We start from the raw sequence: 17,802 nt of genomic DNA, 5'->3' as shown, positions 1-17,802 counted from the left end.
GGCCGTAGCTTCGTGTTCATGGCATTGGCAACACGGACGGACCGGCGGCCGTCCATGACGCGCACGCTCTGGGACTCCACCGTCGGCAAAAAAGCGATCATGGCCGTGAGCGGCCTGGTCATGCTCCTCTACCTGGTCGTCCACATGATCGGGAACCTGAAGATCTTCTTCGGGTCCGGGGAGTTCAACCACTACGCCCACTGGCTGCGCACCATGGGCGAGCCCTTCCTCCACTACGAGTGGGCGCTGTGGCTCGTCCGGGTGGTGCTGGTCTCCGCCGTCGTCCTGCACGCGATGTCCGCGTACCAACTGAGCCGCCGCGACATCAGGGCGCGCCCCCGCAAGTACGTACACAAGAAGCCGCGCGCGAGCTACGCCACCCGCACCATGCGCTGGGGCGGGATCATCCTCGCGCTGTTCATCGTCTGGCACATCCTCGACCTGACCACCGGCACGGTGCACCCGGGCGGATTCCAGTCCGGACGCCCGTACCAGAACGTCATCGACACCTTCTCGACCTGGTACGGCAACGTCATCTACATCGTCGCGATGCTCGCCCTCGGCCTGCACGTCCAGCACGGGTTCTGGAGCGCCGCGCAGACCCTCGGCGTGGGCAACGCGACCCGCGACCGCGTCCTCAAGACGACGGCCAACGCCCTCGCGCTGGTGCTGACGGCGGGATTCGTCGCCGTGCCCGTCGCTGTCATGACCGGAGTGGTGAGCTGAAATGAGCGACTACACGCAGTACGGGACCGGCGCCCCCCTCGTCGACGAGAAGGCCCCATCCGGCCCCGTCGCCGACCGCTGGGACACCCGTCGCTTCGAAGCCAGGCTGGTCAACCCGGCCAACCGCCGCAAGCACACCGTCATCGTCGTCGGAACCGGCCTCGCCGGCGGCTCGGCCGGTGCCACACTCGCCGAACAGGGCTACCACGTCGTCCAGTTCTGCTTCCAGGACTCGCCCCGCCGCGCCCACTCCGTCGCCGCCCAGGGCGGCATCAACGCCGCGAAGAACTACCGCAACGACGGTGACTCCGTTCACCGGCTCTTCTACGACACCGTCAAGGGCGGCGACTTCCGCGCCCGTGAGTCCAACGTGCACCGGCTCGCCCAGATCTCCGTCGAGATCATCGACCAGTGCGTCGCCCAGGGCGTGCCCTTCGCCCGCGAGTACGGCGGCCTCCTCGACAACCGTTCCTTCGGCGGCGTCCAGGTCTCCCGCACCTTCTACGCCCGTGGCCAGACGGGACAGCAGCTCCTCCTCGGCGCCTACCAGGCACTCGCCCGCCAGGTCGCCGCGGGCAACGTCGAGCTCCACGCCCGCACGGAGATGCTCGACCTGGTCGTCGTCGACGGAAAGGCCCGCGGCATCGTCGCCCGCGACCTGATCACCGGGAAGACCGACACGTACTTCGCCGACGCCGTCGTCCTGGCCAGTGGGGGATACGGCAACGTCTTCCATCTGTCGACGAACGCCATGAACTCCAACGCCACCGCGATCTGGCGCGCCCACCGCCGCGGCGCGTACTTCGCCAACCCCTGCTTCACCCAGATCCACCCCACCTGCATTCCGCGCACCGGCGACCACCAGTCCAAGCTGACGCTGATGAGCGAGTCGCTGCGCAACGACGGCCGCATCTGGGTGCCGAAGGCGAAGCGTGACGAACGGCCCGCCAACGACATCCCCGAGGACGAGCGCGACTACTACCTGGAGCGCATCTACCCGGCCTTCGGTAACCTCGTCCCCCGTGACATCGCCTCACGCGCCGCGAAGAACGTCTGCGACGAGGGTCGCGGCGTCGGCCCCGGGGGGCAGGGCGTCTACCTGGACTTCGCCGATGCCATCGCCCGGATGGGAAGGGCGAAGGTCGAGGAGAAGTACGGCAACCTCTTCGACATGTACGCGCAGATCACCGCGGAGAATCCCTACGAAACGCCCATGCGGATCTACCCGGCCGTGCACTACACGATGGGCGGACTCTGGGTCGACTACGACCTGCAGACCACCGTCCCCGGCCTCTTCGCGATCGGCGAGGCGAACTTCTCCGACCACGGCGCCAACCGCCTCGGTGCCTCGGCGCTGATGCAGGGTCTCGCCGACGGCTACTTCGTCCTGCCGTCCACGATCAACGACTACCTGGCCCGCAATCCGCACACCGACGAGGTCGACGCCACGCACCCGGACGTCGCCGCGACGATCGCCGAGACCGAGGACCGGATCAACCTCCTTCTCTCCGTCGACGGCGACCGCACCCCCGACTCCTTCCACCGGGAGATCGGTGAACTCATGTGGGAGTTCTGCGGGATGGGTCGCACCGGGGAGGGACTGCGCAAGGCCCTCGACCGGCTCCCGCAGATCCGGGAGGAGTTCTGGCGCCGCATCAAGGTGCCCGGCACCGGAGAACAGTTCAACCAGTCGCTGGAGAAGGCCAACCGCATCGTCGACTACCTGGAGCTCGCCGAGCTCATGTGCCTCGACGCCCTCCATCGCGCCGAATCCTGCGGCGGCCACTTCCGCGAGGAATCCCAGACCCCCGAGGGCGAAGCCGCCCGCCGGGACGAGGAGTTCTCCTACGTCGCCGCCTGGGAGTTCTCGGGCACGGGCGACGCCCCCGTCCTGCACAAGGAAGACCTCGTCTTCGAGTACGTCCACCCCACTCAGCGGAGCTACGCATGAAGCTCACCCTGCGCGTCTGGCGCCAGCAGCACGCCGAAGTGCCCGGTGCCATGGCCACCTACGAAGTCGATGGCATCTCGCCGGACATGTCGTTCCTGGAGATGCTCGACACCCTCAACGAGGAGCTCATCCTCGAAGGGGACGAGCCCGTCGCCTTCGACCACGACTGCCGCGAGGGCATCTGCGGCGCCTGCAGCCTCGTCATCAACGGCGACGCGCACGGCCCGGAGCCCACCACCACCTGCCAGCTCCACATGCGGTCCTTCCAGGACGGCCAGACGATCGACGTCGAGCCGTGGCGGGCCGCGGCCTTCCCGGTCGTCAAGGACCTGGTCGTGGACCGCTCGGCCTTCGACCGGATCATCCAGTCCGGCGGCTACATCTCCGCCCCGACCGGCACCGCACCCGACGCGCACGCGACCCCCGTGCCGAAGCCGGACGCCGACTTCGCGTTCGAGCACGCCGAGTGCATCGGCTGCGGCGCCTGCGTGGCGGCCTGCCCCAACGGCTCGGCGATGCTCTTCACCTCGGCGAAGGTCAACCACCTCAACGTGCTGCCGCAGGGCGCACCCGAGCGCGAGACCCGGGTCCTCGACATGGTCGCCACCATGGACGAGGAGGGTTTCGGCGGCTGCACCCTGACCGGTGAGTGCGCAACGGCCTGCCCCAAGGGCATCCCGCTGCCGTCGATCGCCGCGATGAACAAGGAGTGGCTCCGCGCCACCCGCAAGGTCCGCCGCTAGCGGCCGCTCAAGCGCCGGACGGCCCGGTGCGCGTTCCGGCGAGGTCACACCCCGAGGGCTCGCGCGAGGTACGGCGCCGTGCGGCTTCCCGCCGTCCGTGCGACCTCCCCGGGCGTGCCCTCGGCGACGATCCTGCCGCCCTGGTCGCCCCCGCCGGGCCCCAGGTCGATCACCCAGTCGGCGCCCGCCACCACCGCCATGTCGTGCTCCACGACCACGACCGTGTTGCGGGCGTCGACCAGGCCGTGCAACTGCCTCATCAGCACCTCGACATCGGCGGGATGCAGACCGGTCGTCGGCTCGTCGAGCAGATACAGCGTGTGGCCCCGGCGGGTGCGCTGGAGTTCGGTGGCGAGCTTGATGCGCTGGGCCTCGCCGCCGGACAGCTCCGTCGCGGGCTGGCCGAGCCGCAGATAGCCGAGCCCGACATCGAGCAGCGCGCGCAGGCTGCGCCCGGCCGCCGGAGTCCCGGCGAAGAACGCGGCCGCCGACTCCACGGTCAGATCCAGTACCTGCGCGATCGTGAGGCCGCCCAGGGTGACGTCCAGGGTCTGCGGGTTGTAGCGCGCGCCGTGGCAGTCCGGACAGGGCGCGTACGTACTGGGCAGGAAGAGGAGCTCCACCGAGACGAAGCCCTCGCCCTGGCAGGTCTCGCACCGGCCGCCCGTCACGTTGAACGAGAACCGGCCCGCCCTGTAGCCCCGTTCCCGCGCTGTTTCCGTCTCGGCGAACAGCTTCCGTACGACATCGAAGAGCCCGGTGTACGTGGCCAGGTTGGAGCGCGGCGTCCGTCCGATCGGCTTCTGGTCCACCTGGACCAGGCGGTCCACCGCCTCCAGGCCCTCCGCCGACGCGCAGCCCTCGGTCTCCGGGACGCCGGGGAGGTCCGCGGTGGGCGATGCCTGCCGGTCGGCGAGCACCCCGGCCAGGACCTGGCCGGCCAGCGTGGACTTGCCCGATCCGGAGACTCCGGTCACCGCCGTGAACACCCCGAGCGGGAAGGCGGCGTCGACCCCCCGCACATTGTGGCGGTCGACCCCGTTCAGCTTCAGCCATCCCGAGGGCGTGCGCGGCTCCCGGGCGGGCACCGGGGCCTCGTCGAAGAGGAACCGGCGGGTCGCGGACTCCGCCACGTCCGCGAGCCCGGCCGGCGGCCCGCTGTGCAGGACCCGGCCGCCGTGCTCACCCGCCAGCGGCCCGACATCGACCAGCCAGTCCGCCTGCCGCACCACATCGAGCTGGTGCTCCACGACGAACACCGTGTTGCCGGAGTCCTTCAGCCGTCCGAGGACCGTGAGCAGGGACTCGGTGTCCGCCGGATGCAGCCCTGCGGAGGGCTCGTCGAGCACGTACACCACTCCGAACAGCCCCGACCGCAGCTGGGTGGCGAGCCGGAGGCGCTGCAACTCGCCGGAGGAGAGCGTCGGCGCCGTACGGTCGAGGCTGAGATAGCCGAGACCCAGCTCCGTGACCGTCTCGATCCGGGCCAGGAGATCGGCCGTCAGCACGTGCGCGGTCTCGCCTCCGCCCGCCCGGTGGAGCACCGCGGCGAGCGCGGCGAGGGGCAGCGCGGCCAGGTCGGCGATCGTCTGGCCGGCGAAGGTGACGGCCATCGCCTCGGGCCGCAGCCGGCTGCCCCCGCAGACCGGACAGGGCGCACTCGTCAGGAAGCGCTCGGCCTTCGCGCGCAGCGTCCTGCTCCGGGAGTCGGCGAAGGTGTGCATCACATAGCGCCGCGCACTCATGTACGTGCCCTGGTAAGGGCGTTGGATGCGATTCGCGTCGCGTACCGGATGGACCGTCACCACCGGCTGCTCGTCCGTGAACAGAATCCACTCCCGGTCCTTCGGGTCCAGCTCCCGCCACGGCCGGTCCACGTCGTAGCCCAGCGCGTCCAGCACGTCGCGCAGGTTCTTGCCCTGCCAGGCGCCCGGCCAGGCGGCGATGGCACCGGCCCGGATCGACAGGGCGGGATCGGGGACGAGCAGTTCCTCGGTCGTGCGGTGGATGCGGCCGAGCCCATGGCACTCGGGACACGCCCCGGCGGCCGTGTTCGGCGAGAACGCGTCGGAGTCGAGCCGCTCGGCGCCCGGCGGATAGTCCCCGGCCCGTGAGAACAGCATGCGCAGCGAGTTCGACAGGGTGGTGACCGTGCCGACCGACGAGCGCGACCCCGGTGCCGAGCGCCGCTGCTCCAGGGAGACTGCGGGCGGCAGCCCGGTGATCTCACCGACATCGGGAGCGCCCACCTGGTGGATCAGCCGGCGGGCGTACGGGGCGACGGACTCGAAGTACCGGCGCTGGGCCTCCGCGTAGATCGTCCCGAAGGCGAGCGAGGACTTGCCGGAGCCCGAGACACCGGTGAACACGGTGAGGGTGTCGCGCGGGATGTCGACGTGCACGTCCCGGAGGTTGTGCTCACGGGCGCCGCGCACCCGGACGTACGGATCGTGGGGGGTGTGCATGGGCGCGGCTCCGAACCGATCGGCGAACGGGATAAACGGTTGATTCTAGGTGGCGCCGGAAGCCGGAACGCGTGCGTTCACGCGCCGGTCGGTCCCGTGATCCGTGCCAGTCGGCGCAAGGAGTCCTCCAGGCCCTCACGGTCGTACGAGCTGGTGGTCACCAGCACCTCGTCGGCGCCGGTCTCCTTGATGACCAGTTCGAGTTCCGCCGCGACCTGTTCCTCCGTGCCGGCCACGTGTCCGCGCAGCCCGCTCTCGTAGAACTCCCGCTCCTTCGCGGTCATCGTCAGCGCCTCGATCCGCTCGGCCGGGGCGAGCGGCGGAAAGGAGCCGTGCGTCCGCGAGTACGCCATGGACCACGCCTCCGGAACGAGCAGCCGCCGGGCCTCCTCCGCCGTCCCGGCGACGGCGACCGTGCCCGCCACGACGACGTACGGGGCCGCCGACCAGGCGGACGGGCGGAAGTCCCCGCGATAGCCCTCGATGGCGCGCACGAGCTTCTCCCGGCCGCGCAGATCGCCCACGACCAGGGGCAGACCGGCCGCGGCGGCGATGGCGGCGCCTTCGCCCGTCGCCAGGACGTACGGCGGTATCCGCAGGCCCTCGGCGGGATGGGCGTGCACCTGCGGGTACGCCCGCTGGGTGCCGTCCAGCCAGCCGAGCAGCTCGGCCAGTTGTGCCGCGAAGTCGTCGGCGTCCTCCTTGTCACGGCCCAAAGCCCTGCGGATGCCGTCCGTGAAGCCCACCGACCGGCCCAGGCCCATGTCGATCCGCCCGGGGAACAGGGAGGCGAGCACCCCGAACTGCTCCGCCACGACGAGGGGCTGGTGGTTGGGCAGCATCACTCCACCGGTGCCCACCCGGATGGTGGAGGTGGCGGCGGCGACGGCCGCCGCGAGCACGGTCGGCGCCGAACCGGCGACTCCGGGCACGCTGTGGTGCTCGGAGACCCAGAAACGGTGATACCCGAGAGCCTCGGCCGTACCGGCCAGTCGTACGGTGTCCCGCAGTGCCTGCGCGCCGTCGTGCCCTTCGCGCGTACGGGAGCGGTCCAGGACGGAGAAACGGGTGCGTGCGATGACAGAGCTCACGCATGGTTCAACGCGTGCGTGTCCTGGGGATTCCCGGCGCGCCAGTCGTCCCTTTCTCCTAGGCTCACCCGTGTGAGAGACGACGCCCGGCCGCTGGCCGTATTCGACCTTGACGGGACACTCGCGGACACCGCCCACCGGCAGCATTTCCTGGAGGGCGCCCGGCGCGACTGGCATGGCTTCTTCTCCGCCGCCGTCGACGATCCGCCCCTGGAGGAGGGCATCCGGCTGGTGTTGGGGAGCGCCCGGGAGTGCGAAGTCGTGTATCTGACCGGGCGGCCGGAGCGGTGCCGCCGCGACACGCTTGCCTGGCTGGCGCGGCAGGGGCTGCCGGAGGGACGCGTGCACATGCGTCGCAACGACGACCGGCGCCCTGCCCGCCGCACCAAGCTGGACATCCTGAAGCGGCTGGGCAGGGAGCGCGACATCCGGGTCCTCGTCGACGACGACGAACTGGTCTGCGACGCGGCCGAGGCGGCCGGATTCACGGTGCTGCGAGCCCGCTGGGCGATGTCCTCACCCGTACTCGAGGACGCCCAGGAGCGCGAGGGGCGCACCTGAGCGCGTGAGGACCTGCATGATCGAGGAAGTGCCTGATCAGGTGCCTTCGTCGAGCCGGAAGCCCACTTTCAGGCCCACCTGGTAGTGCGCGATCCGGCCGTCCTCGATGTGCCCGCGCACTTGTGTCATCTCGAACCAGTCGAGATTGTGCAACGTTTCCGAAGCCCTGGCGATGCCGTTGCGGATCGCGGCATCGATGCCTTCCTCGGAGGTTCCTACGATTTCGGTGACCCGATACGTGTGATTGGACATGTTATGTCTCCTCTCGTGCCTCCACGGTGCCCTACCCGGGAGCGGTCCGCGAGGGAACGGGTCCCGTGATCCGCCTCTGAGCGGGCCCTTGACCTACCCATTGGTCCATACCAAAATCCAGCCACACGCCCGTGCGAGCGCCGCCCGCAGTCCCCCACACCGGGTCCCTGTTCCGTCGTGCCGTTTCGCAGAAGGTGACCTCGTGAAGAACCGCTTGCTGGCTGGAGCCGTCGCGCTCGTATCCTCCGTCGTACTGAGTGGCTGCGGCTTCCTCCCCGGCGCGGGCGGAGGCGATGTCACGGTCACGGTGTGGCTGATGAAGGACAGCGTCTCGGAGGACTTCCTCGACCGCTTCACGGAGTCGTACGAGAGCGAGAACCCCTCCGTCCAGCTGGAGTTCACGATCCAGGAGTGGAGCGGCATCGGCCCCAAGGTCACCGCGGCCCTCGACAGCGACGACGCGCCGGACGTCATCGAGGTCGGCAACACCCAGGTCGCCCAGTACGCGGAGAGCGGCGGACTGCGCGACCTCACCCTCGAATCGATGCGCGACCTCGGCAGCGAGGAATGGCTGCCCGGCCTTGCCGAGCCCGGCAGCATCAACGGCATGCAGTACGGAATCCCCTGGTACGCGGCCAACCGTGTGGTCATCTACAACAAGGAGCTCTTCGCCCGGGCCGGCATCGAGACCCCGCCCAGGACCCGCGGCCAGTGGATCAAGGACACCCGAGAGCTCAACAGTTACGGCAACCAGGGCATCTACCTCGCCGGCCAGAACTGGTACGTGCTCGCCGGGTTCATCTGGGACGAGGGCGGTGAACTCGCCGACGAGAACGGTGGCGACTGGAAGGGCGCGCTCGACTCTCCCGCCGCGCTCAAGGGCATGAACTTCTACAAGGAACTCCAGGCCCTCGGTAACGGCCCCAAGGACGCCGACGAGGAGAAGCCGCCGCAGACCGACGTGTTCGCCGAGGGCGACGTCGCCCAGATCATCTCGGTACCCGGAAGTGCCGCCCTGATCGAGCAGAAGAACCCCGAACTCAAGGGAAAGCTCGGCTACTTCCCCATTCCCGGCAAGACGGCCAAGGCTCCGGGCTCCGTGTTCACCGGCGGTTCCGATCTGATCGTGCCCAAGAGGGCGGACCACCGCAGCTCGGGCATCGAAGTGATCAAGGCGCTGGCGAGCAAGCGGTGGCAGACCGAGCTGGCCAGGGCCATGAGTTACGTCCCCAACAAGCCGAGCCTCGCCCCCGTCATCGAGGGCCAGGAAGGCACCGCCGCGATGGCCGAGGGAGCGACCCGGGGCCGGGCCACCCCGAACTCGCCCCAGTGGGCGGCCGTCGAGGCCGCCAACCCGATCAAGCCGTACATGACGGCCGTCCTCCAGGGCGGCGACCCGGTCGCGGAAGCCACCGCGGCATCGGAGCGCATCACGGCGATCCTCGCGCGCAGCTGACCGCCTGCCGGACCGGGGTGGCACCCGGCGGCCCCCGGGCGAGGGGCAGGGCACCCAAGCCCGCCCGTCCCCGCTGAGCGTCGCCCACCGGGAGAAGCCGGTGCGGCGCCTCGTCGCGCCGGTGTAGACGCCATGGAGTTTGCCGGAGCCATGGCCAGGGAACTCCTCGCCCAGGCCGAGGTCTCATGTGAGCCGGGCGGCGGCCCGGCCTGCGACGACACCCACGCCTGAGCAGTACACCCCGCACCCGGCCGAGGCGAAGGCCGCCGCCGGGTGCATCTTCGACAGCACGGAGGTAGACAACATGCCGCTCAAGGGCGCGTACGAGCCGAGCACGATGAAGTTGGTAAGGGACCAGGTGGAGCTGTACGAAAGCTCCGGCGGCACGGAAGGAACGACACTGGGCAGCCTGGTCGGTCCGGACGACGCCGAGCGGCGGGACCTGCCTGTCGTCATCCTGACCACCCTGGGTGCGAAGAGCGGCAATATCCGCAAGACCCCGGTCATGCGGGTGGAGCACGACGGCTCCTACGCCGTGGTCGCCTCCCTGGGAGGAGCGCCCAAGCACCCGGTCTGGTACCACAACGTGGTGGCCGACCCCCGGGTCGAGCTTCAGGACGGCCCGGTGCGACAGGACATGCTGGCACGCGAGGTGACCGGGGACGAGAAGGAACCGTGGTGGGCGCGAGCCGTCGAGGCGTACCCGGACTACGCCGAGTACCAGAAGAAGACGGACCGCGAGATCCCGGTCTTCGTCCTGGAGCCGGCGGCCGAGGAACACTGACCGGTCCACCCGGTTCCGCATGCGGATCCGCACCGCCCGGGCCCCCGCCCCGCCGGCTGAGCAGCGCGGTCAGCCGCCTCGCGGTCCTGCCCAGGCCGGCCGTCCGGGCCGCGGTACTCTCCTCGCCCGGCCGCGGCCCGGGGAACCCTGAGCCCGGGATTCAGCCGTCGCACATCCCCGCTCTCCGTTGCGGTCACGTCGAGTCCAGCCGGTCACGGAAGAAGTAAGGGGCCGGGCCGTCGCAGCACCGCGACGGCCCGGCAGCCGCCCTCGCTGATCCGTCCCCGGAGACTGCCATGACCGCGCTGCCCCTCACCTCCTTCGCCCCCGCCCAAGCCACCACCCCCGCGTCCGCCCCGGCCTACCGGGTCTCCCTCGCCGTGGACCAGGAAGACGTACGCGCCGCCCAGCGGCTGCGTCACCAGGTCTTCGCCGGAGAGCTCGGCGCCCTGCTCGACAGCTCCGAGCCCGGCCTGGACAGCGACGCCTTCGACGCCTACTGCGACCACCTGCTGGTACGCGAGACGGCCACCGGCGACGTCGTCGCCACCTACCGCCTGCTGCCTCCCGAGCGGGCCCGCGTCGCCGGGCGCCTCTACGCGGAGAGCGAGTTCGACCTGGGCAGGCTGGCACCCATCCGGGACGACCTCGTCGAAGTCGGCCGGTCGTGCGTCCACCCCGCGCACCGGGACGGCGCCGTCATCGCCCTCATCTGGGCCGGACTCGCCCGCTACATGGAACGCAGCGGCCACAACTGGCTGGCGGGCTGCTGCTCCATACCCCTGACCGACGGCGGCGCGCTGGCCGCCTCCAGCTGGGACACCGTACGAGCGAAGCACCTCGCGCCCGAGGAGTACTGGGTCGCCCCGCACCGCCTCTGGAGCGCCGCAGGGCCCGCCGGAGCGCCCGGGACCCGCGCCGCCCTGCCGCCGCTGCTCCGCGGCTACCTCCGCCTCGGTGCCTGGGTCTGCGGAGCACCCGCGTACGACCCCGACTTCAACGTCGCCGACCTCTACGTCCTGCTCTCCCTGCGCCGCACGGACCCCCGCTATCTGCGCCACTTCCTCTCCCTCGCCCCGCTCCGATGAGTGGCTGGCTGCCCGTCGCCCCCTGCACTCCGCGTGCGTGCGCGGGCCACCGCGGCGCGAGGCGGGGGCCTCTGCCCGCCGCCGTCCTGCTCGTCGCCGGGTGCGTGCTCACCCTGCTCGGAGTGGTGTGCGTCCCCGCCGTGCTGCTCCTCGGGGCGGCTCACCGTGAGCGGCTGATCCGCCGGTGGGCGTACACGGTGGTGCGGGCCTTCGGGGTGCGGGTGCTGATCACGGGGGAGCGGGCGGAACGTGCGGCGGGTGCGGCCGCGGGGCGTCCGGCCGGTGAACTGGTGGTCGCCAACCACGTCTCCTGGCTGGACATCCCGCTCGTGGCGGCCGTGCTCCCCGGCCGGATGCTCGGCAAGAGGGAGATCCGCGGCTGGCCGGTGCTCGGCCCGCTCGCCGTTCTCGGCGGCACGCTCTTCATCGAACGGGACCGTCTGCGCGCACTGCCCGCCGCCGTGCGCGCCGTGGCGGAGGCACTGCGGGCCGGGTCCCGGGTGGTGGTGTTCCCGGAGGGCACCACCCGCTGCGGACGGGGGCCCGGCGGGCGGTTCGGGCCCGCCGTGTTCCAGGCGGCGATCGACGCGGGCGCCACCGTCCGGCCCGTACGCCTCAGCTACCGGACCACGCGAAGGGGCCCCGCCGCTGTGGGCGGGGCCCTCACCGGAGCGTGCGGGGGCCCTTCAGCGGGCCACCCGGGTCATACGGGCGCGGTCGCGTTCGTCGGCGACGACCCACTCGCCGCGTCCCTCTGGCGCGTGGTGACGGCCGCCGGGCTCACCGCGGAGATCCGCATCCTCCCGACGATCCCCGCGGCGGCCCGGCCCGGCAGACGCGCGCTTGCCCGCGCCGCTCAGAACGCCGTGGCCAGCGACAGTGCGAAGCGTCCCGCCGTATCCGTCCACCAGTGATCCAGCCGCAGCCCGGCACCGGCCAGCTCGCCCCGTACCCCCTCCTCCCGGAACTTCGCCGACACCTCCGTGCGCATCTCCTCCCCGGCCGCGAACGTGACGACGAGGTCCACCTCCGGGATCTTCACCGTGAGGGCCCGGCGGGCGCGCAGCCGCATCTCGATCCATTCCAGGCGCGGGTCCCACACCGCGACGTGGTCGAAGTCGCCGAGCTGGAAGTCGGCCCCCAGCTCACGGTTCACGACGGACAGCACGTTCTTGTTGAACGCGGCCGTCACTCCGGCCGCGTCGTCGTACGCCGCGACGAGTGTCGCGTTGTCCTTCACCAGATCCGTACCGAGCAGCAGGCTGTCGCCGGGGGAGAGCAACTCCCTTACGGAGTGCAGGAACTGCTCCCGTTCCTCGGGCAGCAGATTCCCGACCGTCCCGCCCAGGAACGCGACCAGCCGGGGACCCGGCGTGTCGGGCAGGCGCAGGACGTGGGTGAAGTCCGCGATGAGCGCGTGCACGGAGAGGTCCGGGCGCTCGGCGAGCAGGACGTCGGCCGCGCCCTTCAGCGCACTCTCGCTGACATCGACGGGCACGTAACTGTGCAGCCCCGGAAGGGCGTCCAGCAGATGCCGGGTCTTCTCCGAGGAGCCGGAGCCGAGCTCGATCAGGGTCCTGGCCCCTGACGCCTCCGCGATCTGCGAGGCGCGGGTCACGAGGATCTCGCGCTCGGCACGGGTCGGGTAGTACTCGGGGAGCCGGGTGATCTCCTCGAACAGTTCGCTGCCGTGGGCGTCGTAGAACCATTTGGGCGGCAGCGTCTTCGGCTGCCGGTTGAGGCCGCTGAGCACGTCGGCGCGCAGCGCCGCGTCCGTCGCGTCCACCGGCAGGGTGCGGGTCAGTTGGAAGGGACTCACGCGGAGGGCTCCTTGAGCGGGGTCAGCAGTACGTCGGTGCGGGTCGCGGTCAGCAGGGTGCGGTCGGGAACCTCGCGCCACAGCGGATCGTCGTCGTACGGCTCCGAGGCCACCACCGTGCGGTGGCCCGGTTCCGTGAGATACCAGAGGGTGTCGCCCCACGCGGTCGCCACGATGGTGGAACCGTCGGTGAGCAGCAGATTGAGCCGTGAGCCCGGCGCCGAGGCCGCGACGTCGACGACGGTGTCGGCGACGGCCTGCGGGACGGTGTCACCCCCGGAGATCCGGTGGCGTACGAGCGCCCAGATCAGGGCCGAATCGCTGCGGGCTTCGAGAGTGAGCAGTTCGGCCGGGGGCAAGGCACCGGCCAGCGGTGCCAGGGAGGCCGGCCACCCCTTCACCGCTCCGTTGTGGCTGAACAGCAGGCCGTCCGCGGCGAACGGCGCGGCAGCCGCCTCGCCGTCCGCGCCCGCCACCGTGGCGTCACGGACGGCGGCGAGTATCGCCGCGCTCCGTACGACCCGGGCGAGGTCGGCGAACGTCTCGTCGCCCCAGACGGGACCCTGGCGCCGGTAGCGACCCGGTGCCGGATCTCCCTCCGCGTACCAGCCGACCCCGAAACCGTCCGCGTTGACGGTCCCGTACCTCTGGCGGCGCGGTTCCCAGGACTGCCGCACCAGGGAGTGCTGCGGCGACACCAGGAGCTGACCGAGGGCCACCGAGGGCCCCACGTAGGCCACATGACGGCACATCAGGCGTCCCTCGCGGTGCGGAAGCCGGAGAAGATCTGCCGGCGTACCGGAAGGTCCCAGTTGCGGAACGTGCCCCGGCAGGCCACCGCGTCCACCGCGAACGAACCCCCGCGCAGCACCTTGTGCTCAGGGCCGAAGAACACGTCGGAGTACTCCCGGTACGGGAACGGCACGAAGCCGGGGTACGGGAGGAAGTCGCTCGACGTCCACTCCCACACATCACCCATCAACTGGCCCACGCCGAGCGGCGACCGGCCCGCGGCGTACGCGCCCGCCCCGGCGGGGCGGAGGTGCCGCTGGCCCAGATTGGCGTGCTCCGGGGCCGGGTCCTCGTCGCCCCACGGGTAGCGCAGTGAGCGCCCCGAGACCGGGTCGTGCCGGGCCGCCTTCTCCCACTCGCTCTCCGTGGGCAGCCGCCTGCCCGCCCAGCGGGCGTACGCGTCCGCCTCGTACCAGCTGACGTGCAGCACCGGTTCGTCGCGCGGCACCGGCTCGGTCACCCCGAAGCGGTGGCGCAGCCACTGCCCGGCGTCCCGGTGCCAGAACAGCGGCGCCGTGAGGCCGTTCGCGTGGACCATGTCCCAGCCCTCCGGCGCCCACCAGCGTCGCTCGGAGTACCCGCCGTCCTCGATGAACCGCTCGTAGTCACCACAGGTGACTGGCGAGGTGTCGACGAAGAATCCCGCGACCTCCCGGCGGTGCGAGGGCCGTTCGTTGTCCAGCGCCCAGGGATCGACCGAGGTGCCCATGGTGAACGGCCCCCCGGGCACGAGGATCTCGGCGGGCAGGCCGGCCGCGTCCGTGGAAGCGGGCGGCTCCGGAGCGGAGAGCGCGGCGGGACCCGAACGCAACTGATGGGTAATCAGCATCGTTTCGTCGTGCTGCTGTTCGTGCTGCGCGATCATGCCGAAGGCGAACCCGGCGCGCACGAGCGGCCGCCCGCCCTCGTGCAGCGGCGTGGCTTCGAGGATGTCCAGTGCCCGGCCGCGTACGTCCGCGGCGTAGGCCCGCGCCTCGGCGGGCGGCAGCAGCGGCAGTGAAGGGCGGCTCGCCCGCGGGTGCTCGAAGGCGTCGTACAGGCCGTCGATCTCGGGGCGCATCGCCTCGCGTCCCCCGACGGTCCGCAGGAGCCACAGCTCCTCCTGATTGCCGATGTGCGCCAGATCCCAGACCAGCGGGGACATCAACGGGGAGTGCTGTGCTGTCAGTTCGCCGTCGTCCACGCTGTCGGTGAGCAGCGCGGTGCGCTCGCGGGCCGTCAGGAGAGCGGCGAGGGCGCGCTGCCTGAGTGTTTCGGGGTCCAGGTCCACGGTCTCGGGAGAGAGGTCCGGGAAGCCATCGGCGGAGAGGTCGGTCATGAGCGGATGCCCCTTCCCTGGAGCGGTGCGAACCCGGGTGTGTGGTCGGTCAGGTCGTCGGCCGGACATCGTCCCCGGGCGACGAACCGTTCGTGGAAGTCCGCGACGGCGTCCCGCACGGCCTTGCTCGCCCCGATCCGGGGCAGCGCGTCCAGGGCCGCTTCGAAGCAGGTGATCGCCGCCGCCCCCAGCTCCGGGTCGGTCAGACCGTCGCGGGCGGCGCCGGTCCACAGCGGATTGCGCGGAGCGGCCAGCGGGCCCGCCGTCTCGGCCAGCGGCTTCACGGTGCGGTACACGGTCTCTGCGGCCTCCGGATCGTCGAACAGGGCCGTGGTGACGGCGAGCGGTACCACCCACCCGTCCTCGCCGCTCTGCGCGTCGATCATGCGCAGCTCAAGGTGTCCGCGCGGCCGGACCGGCGGAAAGAGGGTGGTGAGGTGGTAGTCGAGATCGGCCCGTACGGGCGGCCGCGGCCCGCCGCCGCGCATCCAGTCCCGGAACGTGAGCCCGTCGGGTACCTCCCAGGGGCCGTCCCCGCCCCGGATGCACATCACCGGGGTGTCGAGGGCGTGGGCCGTCCAGGCGTCGCGCGGCGCGAGACGGCCGGACGGAGCGAGCGACCGCACGGGATCGAGCTCGGCCCAGAGGGCCTGCCGGGTGGAACGCCAGCCCGTGACCCGGCCCCGCTGGAACGGCGAGTTGGCGAAGGCTGCCACGAGCACGGCACCCAGGAGGTGCGCCAGATGCCAGCGCCGCCCGTACCCGAGCGGCCCCGGTTCCTCCTCGCCGGCATCCAGACAGACCTGGATGGACGCGGACGTGCACATCATGGCGCGCCCCGCCGGACCCGACCGGTCCAGGGAGCGTTCCATGGCCGCGTAGCGCGGCTCCCGCAGCAGACGGTGCGGGGGGTGCCACGGATCGACCCCGAGACCGACAGGGGCGAGATCCGCCCGCCCGAGCGTGTCGCGTACGGCGGCGAGATCCGCGGCGGTGGCGTCGACGCACTCCATCAGGGAGTCGGCGGGAACGGAGCTGAGCTCCAGCTGACCGCCGGGTTCGAACGTCAGGGACGCGCTCAGTGGCACGGCGCGTACCGCGTCGGCAGCCGCGACGAGCCGGTCCTCCGACACGGGAACCTCGGGATGTTCACGGTCGTGAATGAGCCATTCGAGTTCCACGCCGACCTTGCGCGGGGGCCCGGTCTTGAAGCAGATGCCGCGCAGTAAATCCTCGGCCTCACCCTCGTCGAGGGGTACGCCGCGCTTCGCCTGGCCGTCTGTGCCGGGGTTCTCCGGGGGCATGTTCGGTCCTCCTGTCCGGGTACGTCCGTACCACCCAAACCCCTTCCGGGAGATCGCACAAGGGTGCCATCGCCGAGCGTAAATCCGCTTGCGTCCTTGCCGGTGGAACGCCGAGCATGCCCCGTATGCACCACACGGGGGCGCTCCGATGAGCGCGAGACTGCGCGGCATCGCGCGAGAGACCGAGGCCATCGTCGAGGCCGGCCGCTACCGTACGTCCGACGGCAGCGAGGTGAGCATCGAACGTGCCCTGACCGCCGCGCTCTCCGGCACCCGGCTGTACGGCCCCGAGCCGGTTCCCGTCGCCGCCCTGGACACCGGCCGGGCCACGGCCGTCGAGGTGACCGACGAGAGCAGTCTGCAGGCCGCACACCGGCTGACCAGCGAGGCAACGGGCAAGGTCGCCGTCCTCACGTACGCCTCGGCCCGCAATCCCGGCGGCGGATACCTCAACGGCGCACAGGCCCAGGAAGAAGCCCTGTGCCGCGGCTCCGCGCTCTACGCGACGCTGCTCCGGGCCCCCGATTTCTACGCCCACCACCGCGCCGAACGCAGCACCTTCTACACCGACCGGGTGATTCACTCGCCCGGCGTCCCGGTCTTCCGCGACGACCGGGGACGTCTCCTGGACACCCCGTACACCGTGGGCTTCCTCACCTCTCCGGCACCCAACGCCGGAGTGATCCGCAGCCACACGCCCGAGGAGGCGGGCCGCATCCCGGAGGTCCTGGTGAGCCGCGCCGAGCGAGTCCTCGAAGTGGCCGCCGTGCGGGGCTATCGCAGGCTCGTGCTCGGTGCCTGGGGCTGCGGCGTGTTCCGGAACGACCCGGCCCAGGTGGCCGGCGCGTTCCACACCCTGCTCGCCGCCGGTGGCCGGTTCTCGGGCCACTTCGAACAGATCGTCTTCGGCATCCTCGACCGCGCCCCCGACTCCGCCACTCGGGCGGCGTTCGCCCGGACGTTCGCCGGTCAGCTCCAGCCGTAACGCTCACGCAGCCGCCCGGCCACGCGGTCGAACCGCACGCGGTCCAGCGCGCACGCCTCTCTCCGCATGCCGTCCTCGTGCACCCGCAGCAGCCGGTCCAGATCGACCCAGGACTGACGGCCCGAGCTGTCCCACGGCCCCGCCCCGAGTGCCACCCACTCGCGGTCCATGTCGTGCTGCTTGCTGGAGAGCTGTACGGCGAGCAGCGTTCTGCCCTCCTCACGCGCCACGATCAGCACGGGCCGGTCCTTGCCGAGCCCGTTGTTCTCCTCGAACGGCACCCAGGTCCAGACGATCTCGCCCGGGTCGGGATCACCGTCCCGGTTGGGTGCGTACGCGGTGCGGACGGGGCCCGTGTCGCGCGAATCCGTCTCCGCCGTGGCGGTCGGACCGTTGCGGCCGGGAAAGTCGGACGAGCTGTCAGTGGTGGCTGAGCCGTGGGGGAACTTCATCCGAACACCGTAGAA

General features: G+C 71.2%; 17 protein-coding genes. 9 read left to right on the top strand and 8 right to left on the bottom strand.

All coding sequences use genetic code 11. The annotated features are described in order from the left end of the window. Positions 1-18: 18 nt before the first annotated feature. Genes ACFWSK_RS05145 through ACFWSK_RS05135 form a run of 3 tightly spaced genes read left to right on the top strand, consistent with a single transcriptional unit; the run spans position 19 to position 3,420 of the window. Positions 19-726: a succinate dehydrogenase gene (locus tag ACFWSK_RS05145; RefSeq protein ID WP_383782130.1), complete on the top strand. Its 708-nt coding sequence runs from the start codon at positions 19-21 to the stop codon at positions 724-726. 1 nt (position 727) lies between these two features. Next, positions 728-2,677 carry a fumarate reductase/succinate dehydrogenase flavoprotein subunit gene (locus ACFWSK_RS05140; protein ID WP_383782128.1) on the top strand — a complete coding sequence of 650 codons (1,950 nt, stop codon included), beginning with the start codon at positions 728-730 and terminating at the stop codon, positions 2,675-2,677. Beyond that, entirely contained in the window at positions 2,674-3,420 is a 747-nt protein-coding gene (locus tag ACFWSK_RS05135) for a succinate dehydrogenase/fumarate reductase iron-sulfur subunit (protein WP_383782126.1), read from the top strand. Before ACFWSK_RS05140 ends, ACFWSK_RS05135 begins: the two co-directional genes overlap by 4 nt. A 44-nt stretch (positions 3,421-3,464) precedes the next feature. On the opposite strand, the gene ACFWSK_RS05130 is transcribed toward ACFWSK_RS05135, so the two are convergent. Then, entirely contained in the window at positions 3,465-5,885 is a 2,421-nt protein-coding gene (locus ACFWSK_RS05130; RefSeq protein WP_383782124.1) for an ABC transporter, read from the bottom strand. 77 nt (positions 5,886-5,962) lie between these two features. Beyond that, complete coding sequence (locus ACFWSK_RS05125; RefSeq protein WP_383782122.1) at positions 5,963-6,976, bottom strand: MsnO8 family LLM class oxidoreductase; 1,014 nt, start codon at positions 6,974-6,976, stop codon at positions 5,963-5,965. 72 nt (positions 6,977-7,048) lie between these two features. Between ACFWSK_RS05125 and ACFWSK_RS05120 the strand changes: the two genes are divergently transcribed. Beyond that, on the top strand, positions 7,049-7,537 hold the full coding sequence (locus ACFWSK_RS05120; RefSeq protein ID WP_383782120.1) for a hypothetical protein: 489 nt from the start codon (positions 7,049-7,051) through the stop codon (positions 7,535-7,537). 36 nt (positions 7,538-7,573) lie between these two features. Here ACFWSK_RS05120 and ACFWSK_RS05115 read toward each other — a convergent pair whose 3' ends face one another. Beyond that, positions 7,574-7,789 carry a dodecin gene (locus tag ACFWSK_RS05115; RefSeq protein ID WP_328907291.1) on the bottom strand — a complete coding sequence of 72 codons (216 nt, stop codon included), beginning with the start codon at positions 7,787-7,789 and terminating at the stop codon, positions 7,574-7,576. A 202-nt stretch (positions 7,790-7,991) separates the two neighbouring features. Between ACFWSK_RS05115 and ACFWSK_RS05110 the strand changes: the two genes are divergently transcribed. The 4 genes from ACFWSK_RS05110 (at position 7,992) to ACFWSK_RS05095 (ending at position 12,031) form a co-directional block, all read left to right on the top strand. Beyond that, positions 7,992-9,245, top strand: coding sequence for an extracellular solute-binding protein (locus ACFWSK_RS05110; protein WP_383782118.1), 1,254 nt, complete (start codon positions 7,992-7,994; stop codon positions 9,243-9,245). A 304-nt stretch (positions 9,246-9,549) separates the two neighbouring features. Next, a complete protein-coding gene (locus ACFWSK_RS05105; protein ID WP_383782116.1) occupies positions 9,550-10,029 on the top strand; it encodes a nitroreductase family deazaflavin-dependent oxidoreductase in 480 nt (159 codons plus the stop codon). 296 nt (positions 10,030-10,325) lie between these two features. Continuing rightward, positions 10,326-11,117: a GNAT family N-acetyltransferase gene (locus tag ACFWSK_RS05100; protein ID WP_383782114.1), complete on the top strand. Its 792-nt coding sequence runs from the start codon at positions 10,326-10,328 to the stop codon at positions 11,115-11,117. After that, positions 11,114-12,031 (top strand): lysophospholipid acyltransferase family protein, encoded by a 918-nt coding sequence (locus ACFWSK_RS05095; RefSeq protein WP_383782112.1) that lies wholly within the window; start codon positions 11,114-11,116, stop codon positions 12,029-12,031. Before ACFWSK_RS05100 ends, ACFWSK_RS05095 begins: the two co-directional genes overlap by 4 nt. Here the strand turns inward: ACFWSK_RS05095 and egtD are convergent. The 4 genes from egtD to egtA are packed head-to-tail and all read right to left on the bottom strand — an operon-like array spanning position 11,974 to position 16,350. After that, the gene (gene egtD / locus ACFWSK_RS05090; protein ID WP_383782110.1) at positions 11,974-12,936 is read right to left on the bottom strand and encodes an L-histidine N(alpha)-methyltransferase; all 963 of its coding nucleotides are present in this window, start codon (positions 12,934-12,936) and stop codon (positions 11,974-11,976) included. The genes ACFWSK_RS05095 and egtD overlap by 58 nt on opposite strands. Beyond that, complete coding sequence (gene egtC / locus ACFWSK_RS05085; RefSeq protein ID WP_383782108.1) at positions 12,933-13,688, bottom strand: ergothioneine biosynthesis protein EgtC; 756 nt, start codon at positions 13,686-13,688, stop codon at positions 12,933-12,935. The genes egtD and egtC overlap by 4 nt, the downstream gene beginning before the upstream one ends. After that, on the bottom strand, positions 13,688-15,046 hold the full coding sequence (gene egtB / locus ACFWSK_RS05080; protein ID WP_383782106.1) for an ergothioneine biosynthesis protein EgtB: 1,359 nt from the start codon (positions 15,044-15,046) through the stop codon (positions 13,688-13,690). The genes egtC and egtB overlap by 1 nt, the downstream gene beginning before the upstream one ends. Beyond that, positions 15,043-16,350 (bottom strand): ergothioneine biosynthesis glutamate--cysteine ligase EgtA, encoded by a 1,308-nt coding sequence (gene egtA / locus ACFWSK_RS05075; RefSeq protein WP_383782104.1) that lies wholly within the window; start codon positions 16,348-16,350, stop codon positions 15,043-15,045. The genes egtB and egtA overlap by 4 nt, the downstream gene beginning before the upstream one ends. A 148-nt stretch (positions 16,351-16,498) precedes the next feature. Between egtA and ACFWSK_RS05070 the strand changes: the two genes are divergently transcribed. Further along, positions 16,499-17,335, top strand: a complete 837-nt coding sequence (locus ACFWSK_RS05070) for a TIGR02452 family protein (RefSeq protein ID WP_383782102.1) — start codon at positions 16,499-16,501, stop codon at positions 17,333-17,335. Here the strand turns inward: ACFWSK_RS05070 and ACFWSK_RS05065 are convergent. After that, on the bottom strand, positions 17,320-17,787 hold the full coding sequence (locus ACFWSK_RS05065) for a type II toxin-antitoxin system PemK/MazF family toxin (RefSeq protein WP_383782100.1): 468 nt from the start codon (positions 17,785-17,787) through the stop codon (positions 17,320-17,322). The two genes, ACFWSK_RS05070 and ACFWSK_RS05065, sit on opposite strands and share 16 nt — an antisense overlap. Positions 17,788-17,802 lie beyond the last annotated feature (15 nt).

It is taken from the genome of Streptomyces sp. NPDC058620 (assembly GCF_042717135.1).
GTDB lineage: Bacteria > Actinomycetota > Actinomycetes > Streptomycetales > Streptomycetaceae > Streptomyces.
This window is presented reverse-complemented; position numbering and strand designations above follow the sequence as displayed.

Excerpts from the sequence above, each read along its gene's own strand:
- ACFWSK_RS05135 (WP_383782126.1), top strand. The coding sequence starts at position 2,674 with ATGAAGCTCACCCTGCGCGTCTGGCGCCAGCAGCACGCCGAAGTGCCC.
- ACFWSK_RS05140 (WP_383782128.1), top strand. The coding sequence starts at position 728 with ATGAGCGACTACACGCAGTACGGGACCGGCGCCCCCCTCGTCGACGAG.
- egtC (WP_383782108.1), bottom strand. The coding sequence starts at position 13,688 with ATGTGCCGTCATGTGGCCTACGTGGGGCCCTCGGTGGCCCTCGGTCAG.
- ACFWSK_RS05070 (WP_383782102.1), top strand. The coding sequence starts at position 16,499 with ATGAGCGCGAGACTGCGCGGCATCGCGCGAGAGACCGAGGCCATCGTC.
- ACFWSK_RS05065 (WP_383782100.1), bottom strand. The coding sequence starts at position 17,787 with ATGAAGTTCCCCCACGGCTCAGCCACCACTGACAGCTCGTCCGACTTT.
- egtB (WP_383782106.1), bottom strand. The coding sequence starts at position 15,046 with ATGACCGACCTCTCCGCCGATGGCTTCCCGGACCTCTCTCCCGAGACC.
- ACFWSK_RS05100 (WP_383782114.1), top strand. The coding sequence starts at position 10,326 with ATGACCGCGCTGCCCCTCACCTCCTTCGCCCCCGCCCAAGCCACCACC.
- ACFWSK_RS05130 (WP_383782124.1), bottom strand. The coding sequence starts at position 5,885 with ATGCACACCCCCCACGATCCGTACGTCCGGGTGCGCGGCGCCCGTGAG.
- ACFWSK_RS05115 (WP_328907291.1), bottom strand. The coding sequence starts at position 7,789 with ATGTCCAATCACACGTATCGGGTCACCGAAATCGTAGGAACCTCCGAG.
- ACFWSK_RS05145 (WP_383782130.1), top strand. The coding sequence starts at position 19 with ATGGCATTGGCAACACGGACGGACCGGCGGCCGTCCATGACGCGCACG.
- ACFWSK_RS05105 (WP_383782116.1), top strand. The coding sequence starts at position 9,550 with ATGCCGCTCAAGGGCGCGTACGAGCCGAGCACGATGAAGTTGGTAAGG.
- ACFWSK_RS05095 (WP_383782112.1), top strand. The coding sequence starts at position 11,114 with ATGAGTGGCTGGCTGCCCGTCGCCCCCTGCACTCCGCGTGCGTGCGCG.
- egtA (WP_383782104.1), bottom strand. The coding sequence starts at position 16,350 with ATGCCCCCGGAGAACCCCGGCACAGACGGCCAGGCGAAGCGCGGCGTA.